Source organism: Stutzerimonas stutzeri (genome assembly GCF_024448695.1).
GTDB classification, from domain to species: Bacteria; Pseudomonadota; Gammaproteobacteria; order Pseudomonadales; family Pseudomonadaceae; genus Stutzerimonas; species Stutzerimonas stutzeri_T.
Genome location: NZ_JAMOHY010000012.1, coordinates 19,474 through 37,189 on the forward strand (window position 1 = coordinate 19,474; position 17,716 = coordinate 37,189).

Consider the following 17,716-nt stretch of genomic DNA (forward strand, 5'->3'; position numbering starts at 1 on the left):
TCCCTTTCTTTTTCCTGCAGCTTGAGGCTTGTTGCTTGAACTGCTTTTAACGGGAGCTTTGCATGCCCTGGTTACAACTTCGCCTCGCCATCGCCCCAGAGCAGGCGCCCGCCCTTGAAGACGCCCTGCTGGGCGTGGGCGCCGTATCGGTAACCTTCATGGATGCCGAGGACCAACCGATATTCGAGCCGGATCTGGGCACCACGCCGTTATGGTCGCACACTCACCTGCTGGCCCTGTTTGAAGCCGATGTCGATGAAAACGACCTGCTGGCCCACCTGCAACTGCTGACCGGCGGTGAGCTACCCGACTACCAGCTGGAACGCATCGAAGACCAGGACTGGGAACGCAGCTGGATGGACAACTTCCAGCCCATGCGCTTCGGCCGTCGCTTGTGGATCGTACCCAGCTGGCACGCGGCTCCCGAACCGGATGCGGTGAATCTGCTGCTCGACCCGGGTCTGGCCTTCGGCACCGGCACCCATCCCACCACGGCGCTCTGCCTGGAATGGCTCGATGCCCAGCAACTGCTGGGCTTGCAGGTGCTGGACTTCGGCTGTGGTTCGGGCATCCTGGCCATCGCTTCGCTGTTGCTTGGCGCCGGCCAGGCTATCGGCACCGACATCGATATTCAGGCCATCGAAGCCTCCCGCGACAATGCCGGACGCAACGGCATCGACCCGGCACGCTTCCCGCTATACCTGCCCGAGCAGCTGCCGAATGGCCAAGCCGACGTCGTAGTCGCCAACATCCTCGCCGGGCCGCTGGTGGAACTGGCGGAGCAGATTGGCGAGCGTGTCAAACCCGGCGGCCTGCTCGCCCTGTCCGGAATCCTTGCCGAGCAGGCCGAGGAGGTTCGCGCAGCCTATGCGGCGCAATTCGATCTCGACCCTACTGCTGAAAAAGACGGCTGGGTACGGATTACCGGCGTTCGCCGGCGCTGAATCTGCTTCACGGCAGTGACGGCCTGCACGTACCGCCACTGCCGTTCGGCAATGTGCATGCGCTAGACTAGCGTCTGTTTCCATTTCGCTGCGAGCCACGCTGCTGCGCCGGAACCCTGCATGACCAGTTTCGTCACCCAATGCCCGCACTGCCGAACCAGCTTCCGCGTCAATCGCACCCAGCTCACTGCGGCGCGAGGCGTGGTGCGTTGCGGCGCCTGCATGGAGCTTTTCAATGCCGTCCAGCAGCTGAGCACAGAAGATAAACTGCGCGTCATTGCTGCAGACACGCCAGCGCCGACGCCCGTCAGTGCGCCGCTCCAGCCCCCGGTGCCCTCTAGCACCGAAGACGACACCCTGTGGATTCACGACGACATCGATCTGGACAGCCTCGATCTGGACGAGGAGCTGGCGAAGCTTGAGCGCGAAGAATTGGAGCTGGCCCGCGAACTGCTTCAGTTAGAGCAGTCTCAGCATACGGCGCCAGCGGATGATGAAGCCTGGGCCGAACGGCTTCTTGGCGCAGAAACAACACAGGTGCCCACCAGCGCCGTCACAACCGTTTCGCCCGCGCCGTTTCACGAGGATAGCCACGAGCCGGCCCGGGAAGCAGCAGAGCCGCCGCTCGACACCGTAACGCCCCCCGCTACCGCTACACAACCCGACCCGACCTCGCCCCAGCCAACGGAACGGCTGGAACCTTCCTTGACCGAACCGGAGGAAGCAGACCTTGAATTACCTGCGCCACAGCCCGCCAAGGATTCAACGTCAGTAACGCCACCTCACACGTACGAACAAAAGGATCGCGACGCCCCGTTTTTCGAGCTTGAGGACGAACCTTTGCAGCTCGACTGGCAGGCTCGCCGCCGCCCCTGGGGCCACTGGCTGGGCTGGGGCGCACTGAACCTGCTTGCCCTGCTGGCGCTTGCAGGGCAATACGTGATCTACAACTTCGACGAACTGGCGCGTCAGAACCAATACCGTCCCTGGCTTGAACAGCTGTGCCCGGTACTGGGCTGCGAGCTGCCATCGCGGGTCGATATCGAACAGATCAGAAGCAGCAATCTGGTGGTGCGCAGCCACCCCGATTTCACCGGTGCACTGGTGGTCGACGCGATCATCTACAACCGCGCCGCCTTCGCCCAACCGTTCCCGCTGCTGGAGATCCGCTTCACCGACATCAGTGGACAGGTCGTGGCCAATCGCACCTTCAAGCCCGGGGAATACCTCTCTGGCGAACTCGCCGGCCAGCGTCAGATGCCCTCACAGATTCCCATTCATATCGCGCTGGACATACTCGACCCCGGCGCCAGGGCGGTGAGTTACAGCCTGGCCTTTCGCTCGCCGGAGTAGCGGTCAGGTCGCCCGGGCGCCGCTGCAGCCCGCCACTCATCGCCCGAACGTGACAAGCCGGCCTTCGACGATAAGCTGGTCATTGTTCAGATTTTGTTCAACTCAAGCTTTAACCTGCCATGCGGAGCGGGTATTATGCACACCCTTTTTTACACCCCCCGATCGCAGTCTCCAGGCAGGGAATCTTCATGTCAGCGGTACGCATCGGTCCTTATATTCTCCCGAATCGATTGATTCTCGCGCCCATGGCAGGCGTGACCGATCAGCCGTTCCGCCAGTTGTGCCGACGCCTGGGCGCCGGCCTGGTGGTCTCGGAAATGGTGACCAGCGACGTGCGCCTGTGGAACAGTCGCAAGTCGCGCCTGCGCATGCAGCATGATGGCGACCCGGAGCCGCGCTCGGTACAGATCGCCGGGGGCGATCCGCAGATGCTCGCCGAAGCGGCCCTACGCAATGTCGAACTGGGCGCACAGATCATCGACATCAATATGGGTTGTCCGGCAAAGAAGGTCTGCAACAAGGCGGCCGGCTCGGCCCTGATGAAGGACGAGCTGCTGGTTGCACGGATTCTCGAAGCCGTGGTGGGCGCCGTAGATGTTCCGGTGACGCTGAAGATTCGCACCGGCTGGGACAGACAGAACAAAAACGGGCTTGGGGTGGCGCAGATCGCCGAGCAGTCCGGCATCGCCGCGTTGGCCGTACACGGCCGCACACGCGCCGACCTTTATACGGGTACGGCAGAGTACGAAACCATTGCCCGCATCAAGCAGGCTGTATCGATTCCGGTGTTTGCCAATGGCGACATCGACTCGCCGCTCAAGGCGCGCCAAGTGCTGCTGGACACCGGCGCCGATGCACTGCTTATTGGACGCGCGGCACAGGGACGGCCCTGGATTTTTCGCGAAATCGACCACTTCCTGCTTACCGGTGAGCTGCTACCGGCCCCAGGCCTGGATGAGATCGAACAGATACTGCTGGATCATCTGGAGGCGCTGCACGCCTTTTATGGAGAAGTAATGGGCGTGCGCATCGCGCGCAAGCACGTCAGTTGGTATCTCGCAACACAACCGGGGGCACGGGAGCACCGTAGCCGATTCAATCGTCTGGAAAACAGGGACGCGCAGTGCGCAAGTGTTCGAGCCTTCTTCGAGGAACGCCGAACCAACCCTGACTCAAGGGATGAAACAGGGGTGGCCGCATGACGCTGTTGAACGAAACACTGGCTATTGGAACCACATCCGTGAGCGACAACATAAACCTCAAGCAGCATTTGAATACACCGAGCGAGGCAGGCCAGACCCTGCGCGGCAGTGTCGAGAAAGCGCTGCACAATTACTTCGCCCATCTCGAGGGCGCCGACGTCACGGATGTATACAACCTGGTGCTCTCTGAAGTGGAGGCGCCCTTGCTGGAAACCGTGATGAATTACGTCAAGGGCAACCAGACCAAGGCCTCGGAGTTGCTGGGCCTGAATCGCGGCACCTTGCGCAAGAAACTCAAGCAATACGACCTTCTTTGAGCCCCAGGCGACAGGCTTCAAGCGGCAGGCGATAGCGCTTTTCCCTTGTAACTTGCAGTTTGCGGCTAAACCTTCGATGGAACCGTTATGACCGATCATTCCCTCCGCCTTCCCGTCCGCCGCGCACTGATCAGCGTATCGGACAAGACCGGCGTCGTTGAATTTGCCCGTGAACTCGCCAGCCTTGGCGTCGAGATTCTCTCCACCGGCGGCACCTTCAAGCTGCTGCGTGAAAACGATATCGCCGCCGTCGAAGTGGCCGACTACACCGGCTTTCCGGAAATGATGGATGGCCGGGTGAAGACCCTGCATCCGAAGATCCATGGCGGCATCCTCGGTCGTCGGGATCTGGACGCCGCGGTCATGAGCGACCACGGTATCAACCCGATCGATCTGGTCGCGGTCAACCTCTACCCCTTCGCCGCCACCGTGGCCAAGGCCGGCTGCACCCTGCCCGACGCCATCGAGAACATCGATATCGGCGGGCCGACCATGGTTCGCAGCGCCGCGAAGAACCACAAGGATGTCGCCATCGTGGTCAACGCAGGCGATTACCTCGGCATCATCGAAAATCTCCGCGAGGGCGGCCTGACCTACGCCCAGCGCTTCGACCTGGCCCTCAAGGCCTTCGAGCACACCGCCTCCTATGACGGCATGATCGCCAACTACCTGGGCACCATCGACCAGGCTGCCGAGACGCTGTCCACCGAAGGCCGTAGCCAGCTGCCGCGCACTTTCACCACCCAGTTCGTCAAGGCGCAGGACATGCGCTACGGCGAAAACCCGCACCAAATCGCAGCCTTTTACGTCGAGCACGCCGATGAAGCCTGCGTCGCCACCGCGCGCCAGTTGCAGGGCAAGGAACTGTCGTTCAACAACGTGGCCGACACCGATGCCGCGCTGGAGTGCGTGAAGAGCTTCGTCAAACCCGCCTGCGTCATCGTCAAGCATGCCAACCCCTGCGGCGTGGCCGTGGTGCCGGAAGACGAAGGCGGCATCCGCCAGGCCTATGAACTGGCCTATGCCACCGACAGCGAATCGGCTTTCGGCGGCATCATCGCCTTCAACCGCGAACTGGACGGTGAAACCGCCCGCGCCATCGTCGAGCGCCAGTTCGTTGAAGTCATCATCGCCCCATCCGTCAGTGCCGAGGCCCGCGAAGTGGTCGCCGCCAAGGCCAACGTGCGCCTGCTCGAATGCGGCCAGTGGCCAGCCGAGCGCGCGCCGGGCTGGGACTTCAAGCGCGTCAACGGCGGCCTGCTGGTACAGAGCCGCGATGTCGGCATGATCACCGCTGACGACCTCAAGGTAGTCACCCGCCGCGCCCCCACCGAGCAGGAAATCCATGACTTGATCTTCGCCTGGAAAGTGGCCAAGTTCGTCAAGTCCAACGCCATTGTCTATGCCAAGAACCGCCAGACCGTGGGCGTCGGCGCCGGCCAAATGAGCCGCGTCAACTCCGCTCGCATCGCTGCGATCAAGGCCGAGCACGCCGGCCTGCCAGTACCAGGCGCAGTGATGGCCAGCGACGCCTTCTTCCCCTTCCGCGACGGCATCGACAACGCGGCCAAGGCAGGCATCACTGCAGTGATCCAGCCCGGCGGCTCGATGCGCGACAACGAGGTGATCGCCGCTGCTGACGAAGCCGGTATCGCCATGGTGTTCACCGGCATGCGTCACTTCCGGCACTGATTCGCAGGTGGATGGCTTCGGCCATCCACCCTAGCGGGAACGCCTGACATCGTAGGGCGGATAACGCTTTTTTTATCCGCCGAGCGGGCCACGGGCCCGCCTCCACAGGGAAAGAACAATGAACGTATTGATCATCGGCAGCGGCGGACGCGAACACGCGCTGGCCTGGAAGGTGGCGCAGGATCCGCGTGTCGAGAAGGTTTTCGTCGCACCAGGCAATGCCGGAACAGCGACCGAGGCCAAGTGCGAGAACATCGCCATTGATGTACTGGATATCGAAAAGCTGGCGGATTTCGCCGCGCAGAACGCACAGCTGACCATCGTCGGTCCTGAGGCACCGCTGGTCATCGGCGTGGTCGATCTATTTCGCTCGCGCGGCCTGGACTGCTTCGGCCCCACCGCCGCCGCCGCTCAGCTGGAAGGTTCCAAGGCGTTCACCAAGGACTTCCTGGCCCGCCACAAGATCCCCACCGCCGATTACCAGAACTTCACCGAAGTCGAGCCCGCGCTGGCCTATCTGCGCGAAAAGGGCGCGCCCATTGTCATCAAGGCCGACGGCCTGGCCGCCGGCAAGGGCGTAATCGTTGCGATGACCCTGAGTGAAGCCGAAGAAGCCGTGCGCGACATGCTCTCAGGCAACGCCTTCGGTGATGCAGGGTCGCGCGTGGTGATCGAGGAATTCCTCGACGGTGAGGAAGCCAGCTTCATCGTCATGGTCGACGGTGAAAACGTGCTGCCGATGGCCACCAGCCAGGACCACAAGCGCGTCGGCGATGGCGATACCGGCCCCAACACCGGCGGCATGGGCGCCTACTCGCCTGCGCCCGTGGTCACCGATACCGTGCACCAGCGCGTCATGGACGAAGTCATCTGGCCAACCGTCAAGGGCATGGCCGCCGAAGGCAACGTCTATACCGGCTTCCTCTATGCCGGCCTGATGATCGACGGCAACGGCGCACCCAAGGTGATCGAGTTCAACTGCCGCTTCGGTGACCCGGAAACCCAGCCGATCATGCTGCGGCTGCAATCCAGCCTGGTCCTTCTGATCGAGGCCGCACTGGCCAAGGCACTGAACAAGATCGAAGCCCAGTGGGACCCGCGTCCGAGCCTCGGCGTGGTACTGGCAGCGGGCGGTTATCCGGGTGACTACGCCAAGGGTGCCGTGATTGGTGGCTTGGATGCCGCCGCACAGCTACAGGGCAAGGTATTCCATGCCGGCACCGCCCTGCAGAATGGCGAAATCACCACGGCAGGCGGTCGAGTGCTCTGCGCCACCGCCATGGGTGAAACGGTGTGCGCAGCTCAGCAGAACGCTTACGCCCTCGCGGCCCGTATCGACTGGGATGGTCACTTCTATCGCCACGACATCGGTTACCGCGCCATCGCGCGCGAGCAAGGCCGGAACTGAAGCGTCAGAAAGCATGCGCGCACGGCGGGATCGCTTGCCGTTGCGCGCATTACAGCGCCACGTCGACGCGACTATAATTTTGGTCGTCCTACCGATGAAGGGTTTTCCGCCGTGCGCCGACTTCGGGTAGTCATAGCCTTTGCCTTCGGCCTTTTTCTGGCTATGGCATCAGCTTTGCCCGCTTTTGCCGTTACGCAAAACCCGGCGATAGGCGAACCGACAACTCCGCATAACTGGCGGATGCTGACTGATCAGTCCGAACGCCTCACGCTGAACGAAATACTGGCTCAGCGCAGCCTGTTCCAACGTATTGAAAAGCTTTCCTATAGTGCCCCAGCAAGCGATCAGGCGATCTGGCTGCAGGTCAGCCTCCCGGCATTCTCACAACCCCACTGGCTGTGGTTGTTCGCACCGCGCGTGCAATTCCTGGATTTCTATCTGCTGCGTGACGGGCAGCTTGAGCGCCACGTTGAAACCGGCGAACTGCGCCCCCCTGAATCACGCCCCCTGCCGACGCGCGCCTATCTGTTTTCCCTGCCCAATGACGGCCAAACGCGTGAAGCCTACATCCGCCTGAGCTCGTCTCACCCGATCACGGCCTGGTTCCAGACGCTTGATGAGCGAGGCTTGATTGAAAGAGCACGTCCGGCCTATCTGTTCGGCGGCCTGTTCAGTGCGCTGGCACTGCTGATGTTTTTCAACCTGTTGCGTTTCGCCCGCACCTCCAGCCACAGCAACCTGGGGCTTGCCGTGCTGCATGGCGCCCTGCTGCTGTGTGCACCCGCGAATCTCGGGCTGCTGGCAATCTGGCTGCCGGGGTTGCTTTACAGTCAGGCCCTGATTGCCGATATCTCGGCGCTGATTGCCTGTATTGCCTTGCTGGTCTTCACACTGGATTTCTTCAACCAGCGCCGCCAAGCCTGGGTCAGTCGCCTGCTCGCGCTGCAGCTCGGTTGCATCAGCGCACTGGTCGCAACCATAGCCCTCGTTCAGCAGTTCTGGTTCGGCTGGCTGATCAACGTCACACTGCTGATCGTCGCTATCAGCGTCACTGCCGTCGCCCTGCACCACTGGCGCCAGGGCTATAGGCCAGCGCGCCTGCTGCTGGCCGGCATACTGCTGTTCGACGCCAGTTTCATCTTCGTCCTGCCCATGCTGCTCGGTTTCTATCAGCTCCATCCTGATTGGTTGTCCACCGTGGTATTCAGTGCGGCGACAGGCGCCGGCCTGCTTTTCAGTCTTGCCGTCCATGAGCGCCAACGCCAGATCCAGGCAAGCCACCGTACCCGGCACACAGCCGAAGCTGTCACCAGCGCCGAACAAAAAACCAAAGCTGATTTCCTCGCCAGTATCAGCCATGAGATTCGCACGCCAATGAATGGAGTGCTGGGCATGAGCGAGCTGTTGCTGGACACCCAACTGTCAGCCAGGCAACGCGACTATGTCCAGACCATCCACAGCTCCGGCAATGAACTGCTCAACCTGATCAATGAAATTCTCGATATATCCAAACTGGAGTCCGGCCAGATCGAGCTGGAAGATGTGCAGTTCGACCTCAATGCGCTGATCGAGGACAGCCTGAGCATCTTCCGCGCCAAGGCCGAACAGCAGAAGGTCGAGCTGGTGAGCTTTATCCAGCCACAGATGCCGCATATCGTTGCCGGCGATCCGACACGCTTGCGCCAGACGCTGCTGAGCCTGCTGGAAAACGCCTTCCGGCAGACCGAGGAAGGCGACGTCCTGTTGGTCGCGGCAGTGGATGAAGCCGATGGACAGACACGCCTGCGCATTACTGTTCAGGACAGCGGCCATCCACTGGACGCTCAGGAGTGCGATGCCCTGCTCAATGCCGAGCTGGAGAGCCACGACTTTCTCACCGCCACCGGATACGGAGCCCGCCTGGGACTGATCGTTGCCCGGCAACTGGTGCACCTGATGAATGGCGAGTTCGGCATCCAGACCGGCGAAGTCACCGGCAATACGCTCTGGATCAGCCTGCCACTCACCGCCAAACCGCTGGAGCAACCCGGCAGCGACCTGAACGGCCCGCTGCCGGGCGCGCGCCTGTTGGTGGTGGACGACAACGATACCTGCCGCAAAGTGCTCGAACAGCAGTGCAGCGGCTGGGGCATGGAGGTCACCACCGCCGCATCTGGCAAGGAGGCACTGGCGCTGCTGCGTACCAAGGCCCACCTGCATGAGTATTTCGATGTGGTGCTGCTCGATCAGGGCATGCCCGGCATGACCGGCATGCAGCTGGCCAGCAAGATTCGCGAAGACTTCAGCCTCAACCACGACATCCTGCTGATCATGCTCACTGGTATGAGCAGCTCACCCAGCAAGATCGTAGCGCGTAACGCCGGCATCAAGCGCATCCTTGCCAAACCCGTGGCCGGCTATACCCTGAAAGCCACCTTGGCTGACGAGCTTGCCGGGCGTGTGACACGCCCCTCGCCCGCCTCAGTCAAAGCACCTTCGATACCCGAGGACTTCCGCATTCTGGTGGCCGAGGACAACAGCATCTCGACCAAGGTCATTCGGGGCATGCTGAACAAACTCAACCTCAAGCCCGATACTGCCAGCGACGGACAGCAGGCACTGGCGGCCATCAAGGCACGGCACTACGACCTGGTTCTGATGGACTGCGAAATGCCGGTTCTCGACGGCTTTGAGGCCACCGCACAGCTACGCGCCTGGGAAGCCGCAGAAAACCGGCCGCGTACACCGGTGATCGCACTCACGGCTCATATTCTCAGCGAGCACCGAGAACGTGCGAGAAAGGCCGGAATGGACGGACACATGTCCAAACCGGTGGAAATGTCCCAGTTACGCGAACTGATCGAGCGTTGGGCTGCGCATAACCGCATGCCTCGCAGCTGACGACCTGGCTGTTACGGGGCTGCCTGCCCTTCTCCGGGCAGGTGCAAAATCAGGTTCAAAGCACCCTTTGCAGAATAGCTGCCCACTGCTGCACAGCATCTGCCTGCCGGAATCTCAGCGACCCGCACAGACTGAACAAAACGCCCTGAACGCTGCCGATAAAAAACCGACGTCGAATTTTGCGGTGTGCGTTCGATGCCCCAAGCCCGGCTTCGAGACCGAGCCATTGCCCAGGAGCCCCTGCATGATGAAAAGAAGCGATGTCGCCTGGACTCTGGTCGGCATCACTGCAGTACTGCTTTGCGGCTATCTGCTTTATCAGGAAATTCGCACCCTGTCATTGGCCGAACTCGCCGAAAGCCTCGCAGCCATCAGCTACCGCAACTGGTTGCTGGCAGGGCTTGCCACACTTGGCGCCTATTTCGCGCTCGCCTGGTACGACCGAATAGCCATCGCCCATCTGGGCAAGCGAATCTCCTGGTGGTTCATCACCCTCTGCTCGTTCACGACCTACGCGCTGGCACACAACATAGGTGCATCGGTGTTTTCCGGCGCGGTTTTGCGATACCGGGCCTACCGCAGCAAAGGGCTCACACCACACGAGATCGGCGTACTGATCGTCTTCTGCTCGCTGACCTTTGTGCTCGGCACCCTGCTGGCCGGTGGAACGGTATTGCTTCTGGAACCGGCGCTGCTGGACCGGCTGATCAATGTCGAACGCTGGGTATCGACTGCAATCGGCCTGTCCCTGCTGTCTCTGGTCGGGCTTTACGTAATAGGTTCCTGGCGGCAGCTGGCTCCGTTTCACATCGGCAAATGGCGGATCGAATACCCGCGTCTGCCGATCGTCGGCAAGCAGTTGATTGCGGCACCGCTGGAGCTGCTCTGCGCCGCTGCAATCATCTACTTCGCCCTTCCCCCTGACAGCAATCCCGGCTATCTGGTGGTACTCGCCGTGTTTCTCGCTTCCTTTTCGCTGGCCCTGCTGTCCCATGCACCGGGCGGGCTGGGCGTACTTGAAGTGACATTTCTGGCGGCACTTCCGGAACTGGATACTGCCGATGTACTGGCCGCGCTGATCGTATTCAGAGGTTTTTATCTGATCCTTCCGTTAGCCCTGGCGATTCTCGTCGTCAGCGTATTCGAAACCACGCAATGGGCAGAAAAACGCAACCCGGGCTCAGTGTCAGGCCGTTGACGCGAAATCTCTTTGCATGGGTCAGGTAACCGAATGTCACCGAACCCCCATTGCCCCTATAGCCAAGTCCTCGGCGACAGGCGATGATTCCGCCCTTATCCGAAATGAAAAAGACCCAGATGACCGACACACATACCCGTCAGCCGACCGAGCACAAGCCCCGCCCCCTGATCGATCTGCTGATCAGCATCCTGATCCCATCGCTGATCCTCATGAAGCTCAGCGGTGAAGAACGCCTGGGGGCAGACGGCGCACTGGTGCTGGCATTGGCATTCCCACTCGGCTGGGGCCTTTTCGAACTGGTGAAATACCGCAAATTCAACTGGATCGCCCTGCTGGGGCTGGTCAGCGTACTGCTGACTGGGGGTATCGGTCTGCTGCAACTGGACCCGCAATGGCTGGCCGTCAAGGAAGCAGCCATCCCCGGCATTATCGGCATCGCCGTCCTGGGCTCCACACGTACGCGTTTCCCGCTGATCCGCACGCTGCTCTACAACCCCAAGTTGCTCAACGTCGACAAGGTGCACGAGCAGCTCGAACGCAACGGCCAGACGGCTCACTTCGAGACCCGACTGCTGCGCGCCACCTACTTTCTCAGCGGCACTTTCTTCTTTTCATCCTTCATGAACTACGTTCTCGCCAAGTGGATCGTCAACAGCCCGGCCGGCAGCGAAGCCTTCAATGCCGAACTGGGTCGCATGACCCTGCTCAGCTACCCGATGATCGCAATTCCCAGCATGCTGATGATGATGGCGATCTTCTATTACCTCTGGCGCACCATCCACGGACTAACCGGACTGCGCCTGGAAGAGATCATGGCCACCGGCGCGCATGACGGGCAGCCCGGCAAACCATCCTGACTGCCCTAATAGAGGGTTTGCAAAGTAGCGAGCGACGATCAGACAAGGCGCAACGGCCAGCAGGAGTAACAGCCGAAGATTGGCCCGAAGGATGAGCGCAGCGAGTCAATCAGCCGGAAAAGCGGTGTACTGCTGTATATAAGCATCTTCAGACTGATCAACGCAGCATGGTCGGGCGCAGTAATTTGTAAACACCCTCTCACGCCGCCATCAGCCACATCCACATTGGCAGGCTGGCAGCCGACAGCAGGGTGGACAGAAAGACTGTCGAACTGACCGCACGGGTATCTTCCGCATTGGCCACAAAGGCCAGCACATTGACGCCGCTCGGACAGGCTGCCAACAGCACCAGAACCGCCCGCGCCTCCTGTCCCAGCCCAGGCAGCAGGCTGCTGAAGTACCACACCAGCAGCGGAAAGACTCCCAGCTTGACCAGCGTCAGCGCCAGTGCAGTCATGTTGGGTCGCAGGCGATAGCGCGACAGGCTGAGCCCCAGCACGATCAGCGCACAGGGCAATGCCGCCTGCGCCAGCCAGTCGGCGATGCGCCAGAGCGGCTGCGGCAGATCCAGGCTGGACACATTCAGCGCCGCCCCCAACAACAACCCGACAATCAGCGGGTTGGCCAGGTTTTTCAGCAATGATCCGGCACTGACCTTCTGCCCCGAACCAAAGGCACTGTAGAAACTCTGCAGAGAAAACAGGATCAGGCTGTGAAACACCAGAATGGCGAAGACATAGACCAGGCTCGCCGCCCCCAGCAGCGTGGTTACCAGGGGAATCCCGACCAGGACATTGTTTGAATAGGCCGCGGTCAATCCCAGTGCTGACGAGCGTCCGAGCAGACGGTGGGTAACCAGCCCGACCACGGCAAAAACCGTCAGCACCGGGCCGAAGTAGGCCAGTAGCAGCATCGGCGACATGCCATCACCGAGTTCGGCCCGGGCAATGCCGGTGAACAGAATCGCCGGCATGAACAGTTTGAAGGTGATATTGGCAAGACCCGTCGCCGCCTCGCCGGCCAGCCAGCGCCGCCAACCCAACACATAGCCGAGCATGATCAAGCCGAAGATAGGCACAATCGCCTGAAATACGCTCACGCAGGATTCTCCACAATCGGCACGCCTTGTGTCGCGCCGCAAAAGCTCGCAAGAATACCCCTGTCAGCGGCGGGGATCACCAGAGCGCGATGATGTTGCGATACTTGCCGGCCAGCTCTGGCCTTCAGGCGTTCGCGGCAGCCAGCGTATCGAGAACGCGTGCCAGGTCGTCATGCCAGTCTTGCGGGGCAATGCCGAAGGTCTGCTCGAACTTCGTGCAGTCCAGCACCGACCAGGCAGGTCGGCGCGCGGGTGTAGGGTATTGCGCGGTCGTGATTGCAGACACTTGCGGCACCTTCACAAGCAGGCCCCTTGCCGCAGCCTGACGAAATATCTCCTGCGCAAAGTCGAACCAGCTGCATTGCGGATGACCGCTGTAGTGGTAAAGCCCCCAGGCCAGAGTGCCTTCGTGCGCATAGCGCTGAGCCAGTTGCAGCAGCGCCTCGGCAAGGCTGCCCGCCTGGGTGGGGCAACCGAATTGGTCGGCAACCACCGACAGCGCGTCACGCTGCTGCCCAAGACGCAACATGGTCTTGACGAAGTTGTGGCCGTGCACGCCGTACACCCAACTGGTGCGCACGATCACATGCCGCTCCAGCACCCCCTGGATCGCGACCTCTCCCGCCAGCTTGCTGGCACCGTAGACACCGGTTGGCGCCACCGGATCGGTTTCACGGTAGGCTTTTTGCTCCTCGCCGGAAAACACATAGTCGGTGGAGATATGCAGCAACGGGATATTCGCCTGCTGTGCAGCCTCAGCCAGCCCGGCCACGCCATCACGATTGACTGCATAGGCTTGCTCGGCCTGTGTTTCGGCGTTATCAACGTGGGTATAGGCGGCAGCGTTGATGAGCAACCCCGGCTTGAACTGGCCAACCAGTTCCGCAATCCGCTGCTTATCGGTTATATCCAGTTGCTCCCGAGTCATGCCCAGCGCCTCGAGACCGTACACATGGGCACGGTCTACCAACTCGTGGCCGACCTGGCCACTGGCACCGCATACAAGGACTCGCATCGGATCATCACCTCATCGAAAGCCGCCAACAATGGCGAAGGCGGAATTGTAAAGCAGATTCGGCTCACGCTCATCGGGCTGTAAGTGCCAGAGTAGCGCGGTGCGCGCCTCGTTCAGGCCTGCTTTGAAGGCTTTTGTTCCCCGCCGCGACAAGTATTTATCGCACCTCAAAGCAAGTCGTAAAAAAAGGCCACCCGAAGGTGGCCTTGAAAAAAGGAAGGAGAGTATTGCTCAGCCCGCAGCTGCCGGGCGCATGTAGGAGATCGGCGCGGTCTGGGAGTCATCGAAGGTCACCATTTCCCACGCATCCTTCTGTTCCATCAGGGTGCGCAGCAAACGGTTGTTCAATGCATGTCCGGATTTGAAGCCGCGGAATTCACCGATCAGGCTTGTGCCCAGCAAGTAAAGATCACCAATTGCATCGAGAATCTTGTGCTTGACGAATTCGTCCTCGTAACGCAGGCCGTCTTCGTTAAGCACCTGGTCTTCATCGACCACGATGGCATTATCGACACTGCCACCCAGGGCCAGGTTGTGCGAGCGCAGGAATTCGATGTCGCGCATGAAGCCGAAGGTTCGCGCACGGCTGACTTCCTTGACGAAGGAAGTGCTGGAGAAATCCACGCTGGCAGTCTGAGTACGACCCTTGAATACCGGATGGTCGAAGTCGATCTCGAAACTCACCTTGAAGCCTTCGAACGGCAGGAAGGTGGCGCGCTTGTCGCCGTCCTCCACCGTGACTTCACGGATAATGCGGATGAACTTCTTCGGCGCGTCCTGCTCCTGCAGGCCAGCCGATTGAATCAGGAATACGAAAGGACCAGCGCTGCCATCCATGATCGGCACTTCCGATGCCGACAGTTCGACGAAAGCATTGTCGATGCCAAGCCCGGCCATCGCCGAGAGCAGGTGCTCCACCGTGTCGACTTTGACGTCGCCGCTGACCAGCGTTGTCGACATGGTGGTCTCGCCGACGTTCTCGGCCCGCGCGGCAATCTGTACCGGCGGATTGAGGTCGGTGCGGCAGAACACGATTCCAGTATCCACAGGTGCCGGCTTCAGGGTCAGGTAAACCTTTTCCCCCGAATGCAGGCCGACGCCCGTGGCGCGAATGATGTTCTTCAAGGTGCGTTGTCTGATCATGGCCTGGTTTCGCTAGTGCGCTGTTGCGAATGGTTTCCAACAAAGGCGGGGATCATAGCAGAAGCCCACTTTGCTGAATACCAATCACACCAATAGTCCTGATAAACCCAATCAATCAGCCTGACGACGCAGGAATGCCGGAATATCCAGATAATCGAGATCCTCCTGGGGATTCAGCTTGGCCGCTGTAGCGGCAGCATGGGCCTGGTTGCGCATGATGGTCGGGCGATCCAGGTCACGGTAATTCACCGCAGCCTGATCCTGGCGAGGAGCCGAGGCAGCTTGCGACGCGACCGCTGCGGTCTGCACGGTGTTGTCCACAACCTTGACCGGCTTCTCGTTGCGCGGGCCAAGACCGGTTGCAACCACAGTGACGTGCAGCTCGTCGGTCATTTCCGGGTCGATGACGGCGCCGACCTTGACGGTGGCCTCATCGGAAGCGAAGGCCTCGATGATTTCACCAACAGCCGCGTACTCGCCCAGGGACAAGTCAAGACCCGCCGTGATATTGACCAGAATGCCACGTGCCCCCTGCAGGTTGACGTCTTCAAGCAGTGGATTGCGAATCGCCGCCTCGGTAGCTTCACGGGCGCGGTTCGGGCCAGTGGCGCAACCGGTACCCATCATCGCCATGCCCATTTCACCCATGACGGTCTTGACGTCGGCGAAGTCGACGTTCATCAGCCCCGGACGCTGCATGATGTCGGAGATGCCACGTACCGCACCGGTCAGCACGTCATCGGCCTTGGCGAACGCGGACAGCAGGCTGGCATCCTTGCCGAGGATGGTCAGCAGTTTTTCGTTAGGGATGGTGATCAGCGAATCGACGCACTCGGACAGCTGACGAATGCCTTCGTCGGCAACCTGCATGCGACGACGCCCCTCGAACGGGAACGGACGGGTCACCACGGCCACGGTGAGAATGCCCATTTCCTTGGCCACCGAAGCGATAACCGGCGCCGCACCAGTGCCGGTGCCGCCGCCCATGCCGGTGGTGATGAACACCATATCGGCGCCCTGCAGCACCTCGGCGATGCGCTCGCGGTCGTCCATCGCGGCCTGACGACCGATGTCCGGATTGGTGCCTGCACCCAGGCCCTTGGTAATCGCGGAGCCCAACTGCAGTACGGTCCGCACATCGATTTTCTTCAGCGCCTGGGCATCGGTGTTGGCGCAGATGAACTCCACACCTTCAACGTTGTTGCGCACCATGTGGTTGACGGCATTGCCGCCGCCTCCGCCTACGCCAATCACCTTGATGACTGCACTTTGCGGGGTATGATCTACGAGTTCGAACATGTCCCTCTCTCCTTCCAGCTTTCTAGTTGTGGTTTCTGCCGCACTGCTCAGAAATTGCCCTGGATCCAGCTTTTCAGCCGTTCCACGACAGATGGTTTGGTTTCTTCAGCGAAGTTGCCGAGACCGGACATGGAGTTGCCGTCGGTCTGCTTGCGCATGCCGTACAGCAACAGGCCCACGCCCGTTGAATAAATGGGGTTGCGGACGACGTCCGTCAGTCCATGGAAACTGTGCGGTGCACCCAGGCGCACCGGCATGTGGAAGATTTCTTCGGCCAGCTCGACGGCGCCTTCCATCTTCGCCGTACCACCTGTGAGAACGATGCCTGCCGGCACCAGATCCTCGTAACCGCTGCGCCGCAGTTCAGCCTGGATCAGGGTAAACAGCTCGTCATAGCGGGGTTCGACCACTTCGGCCAGCGCCTGGCGCGAGAGTTCCCTTGGTGGCCGGTCGCCAACGCTGGGCACCTTGATGGTTTCACCCGGGCCGGCCAGCTTGGCAAGCGCGCAAGCATAGCGAATCTTGATCTCTTCGGCGTACTGCGTGGGCGTGCGCAGGGCCATGGCGATATCGTTGGTGACCTGATCACCGGCAATCGGAATGACGGCGGTATGTCGGATCGCACCCTCGGTGAAGATGCAGATATCGGTGGTGCCACCGCCGATGTCCACCAGGCAGACGCCCAGCTCCTTCTCGTCATCGGTCAGCACTGCGTGTGCCGAGGCCAGCTGTTCGAGAATGATGTCGTCCACCTCCAGACCGCAGCGACGCACACACTTTTCGATGTTCTGCGCGGCATTCACCGCACACGTCACCACGTGGACCTTCGCCTCCAGACGCACGCCAGACATGCCCAGCGGCTCGCGCACGCCTTCCTGGTTGTCGATCACATAGTCCTGCGGCAGGGTATGCAACACACGCTGATCCGCTGGAATAGCCACGGCCTGAGCCGCATCCAGCACGCGCTCTAGGTCCGCACTGCTGACTTCGCGGTCGCGGATAGCGACAATCCCGTGGGAATTGAGGCTGCGGATGTGATTGCCCGCCAGACCGACGAATGCCGAATGGATACGACAGCCCGCCATGAGCTGGGCTTCCTCAACCGCACGCTGAATCGACTGTACGGTGGATTCGATATTGACCACGACGCCCTTCTTCAGGCCGCGCGAAGGGTGAGTACCGATGCCAACGATCTCCAGCTCACCATCGGGCGTTACTTCGCCCACCAGCGCCACCACCTTGGAGGTGCCGATATCGAGACCGACGATCATCTTGCCGCTTTGCACGCTAGACATGTGTTTCATTC

Annotated in this window: 14 protein-coding genes; 9 read left to right on the plus strand and 5 right to left on the minus strand. The window is 60.9% G+C overall.

Features of this window, described 5'->3' with window-relative positions; translation table 11 throughout:
* Positions 1–62: 62 nt before the first annotated feature.
* The 9 genes from prmA to NAV32_RS10900 all read left to right on the plus strand — a co-directional run bounded on the left by prmA (position 63) and on the right by NAV32_RS10900 (position 11,854).
* Positions 63–944 carry a 50S ribosomal protein L11 methyltransferase gene (gene prmA / locus NAV32_RS10860; RefSeq protein ID WP_256052808.1) on the plus strand — a complete coding sequence of 294 codons (882 nt, stop codon included), beginning with the start codon at positions 63–65 and terminating at the stop codon, positions 942–944.
* 120 nt (positions 945–1,064) lie between these two features.
* Entirely contained in the window at positions 1,065–2,297 is a 1,233-nt protein-coding gene (locus NAV32_RS10865; RefSeq protein ID WP_256052809.1) for a DUF3426 domain-containing protein, read from the plus strand.
* A 188-nt stretch (positions 2,298–2,485) separates the two neighbouring features.
* Entirely contained in the window at positions 2,486–3,499 is a 1,014-nt protein-coding gene (gene dusB, locus NAV32_RS10870; protein WP_256052810.1) for a tRNA dihydrouridine synthase DusB, read from the plus strand.
* Positions 3,496–3,816 carry a DNA-binding transcriptional regulator Fis gene (fis, locus tag NAV32_RS10875; protein WP_256052811.1) on the plus strand — a complete coding sequence of 107 codons (321 nt, stop codon included), beginning with the start codon at positions 3,496–3,498 and terminating at the stop codon, positions 3,814–3,816. The genes dusB and fis overlap by 4 nt, the downstream gene beginning before the upstream one ends.
* A gap of 87 nt (positions 3,817–3,903) precedes the next feature.
* On the plus strand, positions 3,904–5,508 hold the full coding sequence (gene purH / locus NAV32_RS10880) for a bifunctional phosphoribosylaminoimidazolecarboxamide formyltransferase/IMP cyclohydrolase (RefSeq protein WP_256052812.1): 1,605 nt from the start codon (positions 3,904–3,906) through the stop codon (positions 5,506–5,508).
* A 118-nt stretch (positions 5,509–5,626) separates the two neighbouring features.
* Positions 5,627–6,916 carry a phosphoribosylamine--glycine ligase gene (gene purD / locus NAV32_RS10885; RefSeq protein ID WP_256052813.1) on the plus strand — a complete coding sequence of 430 codons (1,290 nt, stop codon included), beginning with the start codon at positions 5,627–5,629 and terminating at the stop codon, positions 6,914–6,916.
* A 111-nt stretch (positions 6,917–7,027) separates the two neighbouring features.
* Entirely contained in the window at positions 7,028–9,796 is a 2,769-nt protein-coding gene (locus tag NAV32_RS10890; RefSeq protein WP_256052814.1) for a hybrid sensor histidine kinase/response regulator, read from the plus strand.
* A gap of 244 nt (positions 9,797–10,040) precedes the next feature.
* Complete coding sequence (locus NAV32_RS10895) at positions 10,041–10,994, plus strand: lysylphosphatidylglycerol synthase transmembrane domain-containing protein (protein ID WP_256052815.1); 954 nt, start codon at positions 10,041–10,043, stop codon at positions 10,992–10,994.
* Positions 10,995–11,113: 119 nt separating this feature from the next.
* Positions 11,114–11,854, plus strand: a complete 741-nt coding sequence (locus NAV32_RS10900) for a VC0807 family protein (protein ID WP_256052816.1) — start codon at positions 11,114–11,116, stop codon at positions 11,852–11,854.
* 199 nt (positions 11,855–12,053) lie between these two features.
* Here the strand turns inward: NAV32_RS10900 and NAV32_RS10905 are convergent, their stop codons facing one another.
* The 5 genes from NAV32_RS10905 to ftsA form a co-directional block, all read right to left on the minus strand.
* The gene (locus tag NAV32_RS10905) at positions 12,054–12,953 is read right to left on the minus strand and encodes an AEC family transporter (RefSeq protein WP_256052817.1); all 900 of its coding nucleotides are present in this window, start codon (positions 12,951–12,953) and stop codon (positions 12,054–12,056) included.
* Between the two features lie 124 nt (positions 12,954–13,077).
* On the minus strand, positions 13,078–13,968 hold the full coding sequence (gene rfbD / locus NAV32_RS10910) for a dTDP-4-dehydrorhamnose reductase (protein ID WP_256052818.1): 891 nt from the start codon (positions 13,966–13,968) through the stop codon (positions 13,078–13,080).
* A gap of 231 nt (positions 13,969–14,199) precedes the next feature.
* Positions 14,200–15,111: a UDP-3-O-acyl-N-acetylglucosamine deacetylase gene (gene lpxC / locus NAV32_RS10915; protein ID WP_256052819.1), complete on the minus strand. Its 912-nt coding sequence runs from the start codon at positions 15,109–15,111 to the stop codon at positions 14,200–14,202.
* A 111-nt stretch (positions 15,112–15,222) separates the two neighbouring features.
* A complete protein-coding gene (gene ftsZ / locus NAV32_RS10920) occupies positions 15,223–16,410 on the minus strand; it encodes a cell division protein FtsZ (RefSeq protein ID WP_256052820.1) in 1,188 nt (395 codons plus the stop codon).
* A 47-nt stretch (positions 16,411–16,457) separates the two neighbouring features.
* Positions 16,458–17,705, minus strand: coding sequence for a cell division protein FtsA (gene ftsA / locus NAV32_RS10925; RefSeq protein ID WP_256052821.1), 1,248 nt, complete (start codon positions 17,703–17,705; stop codon positions 16,458–16,460).
* Between the last annotated feature and the right edge of the window lie 11 nt (positions 17,706–17,716).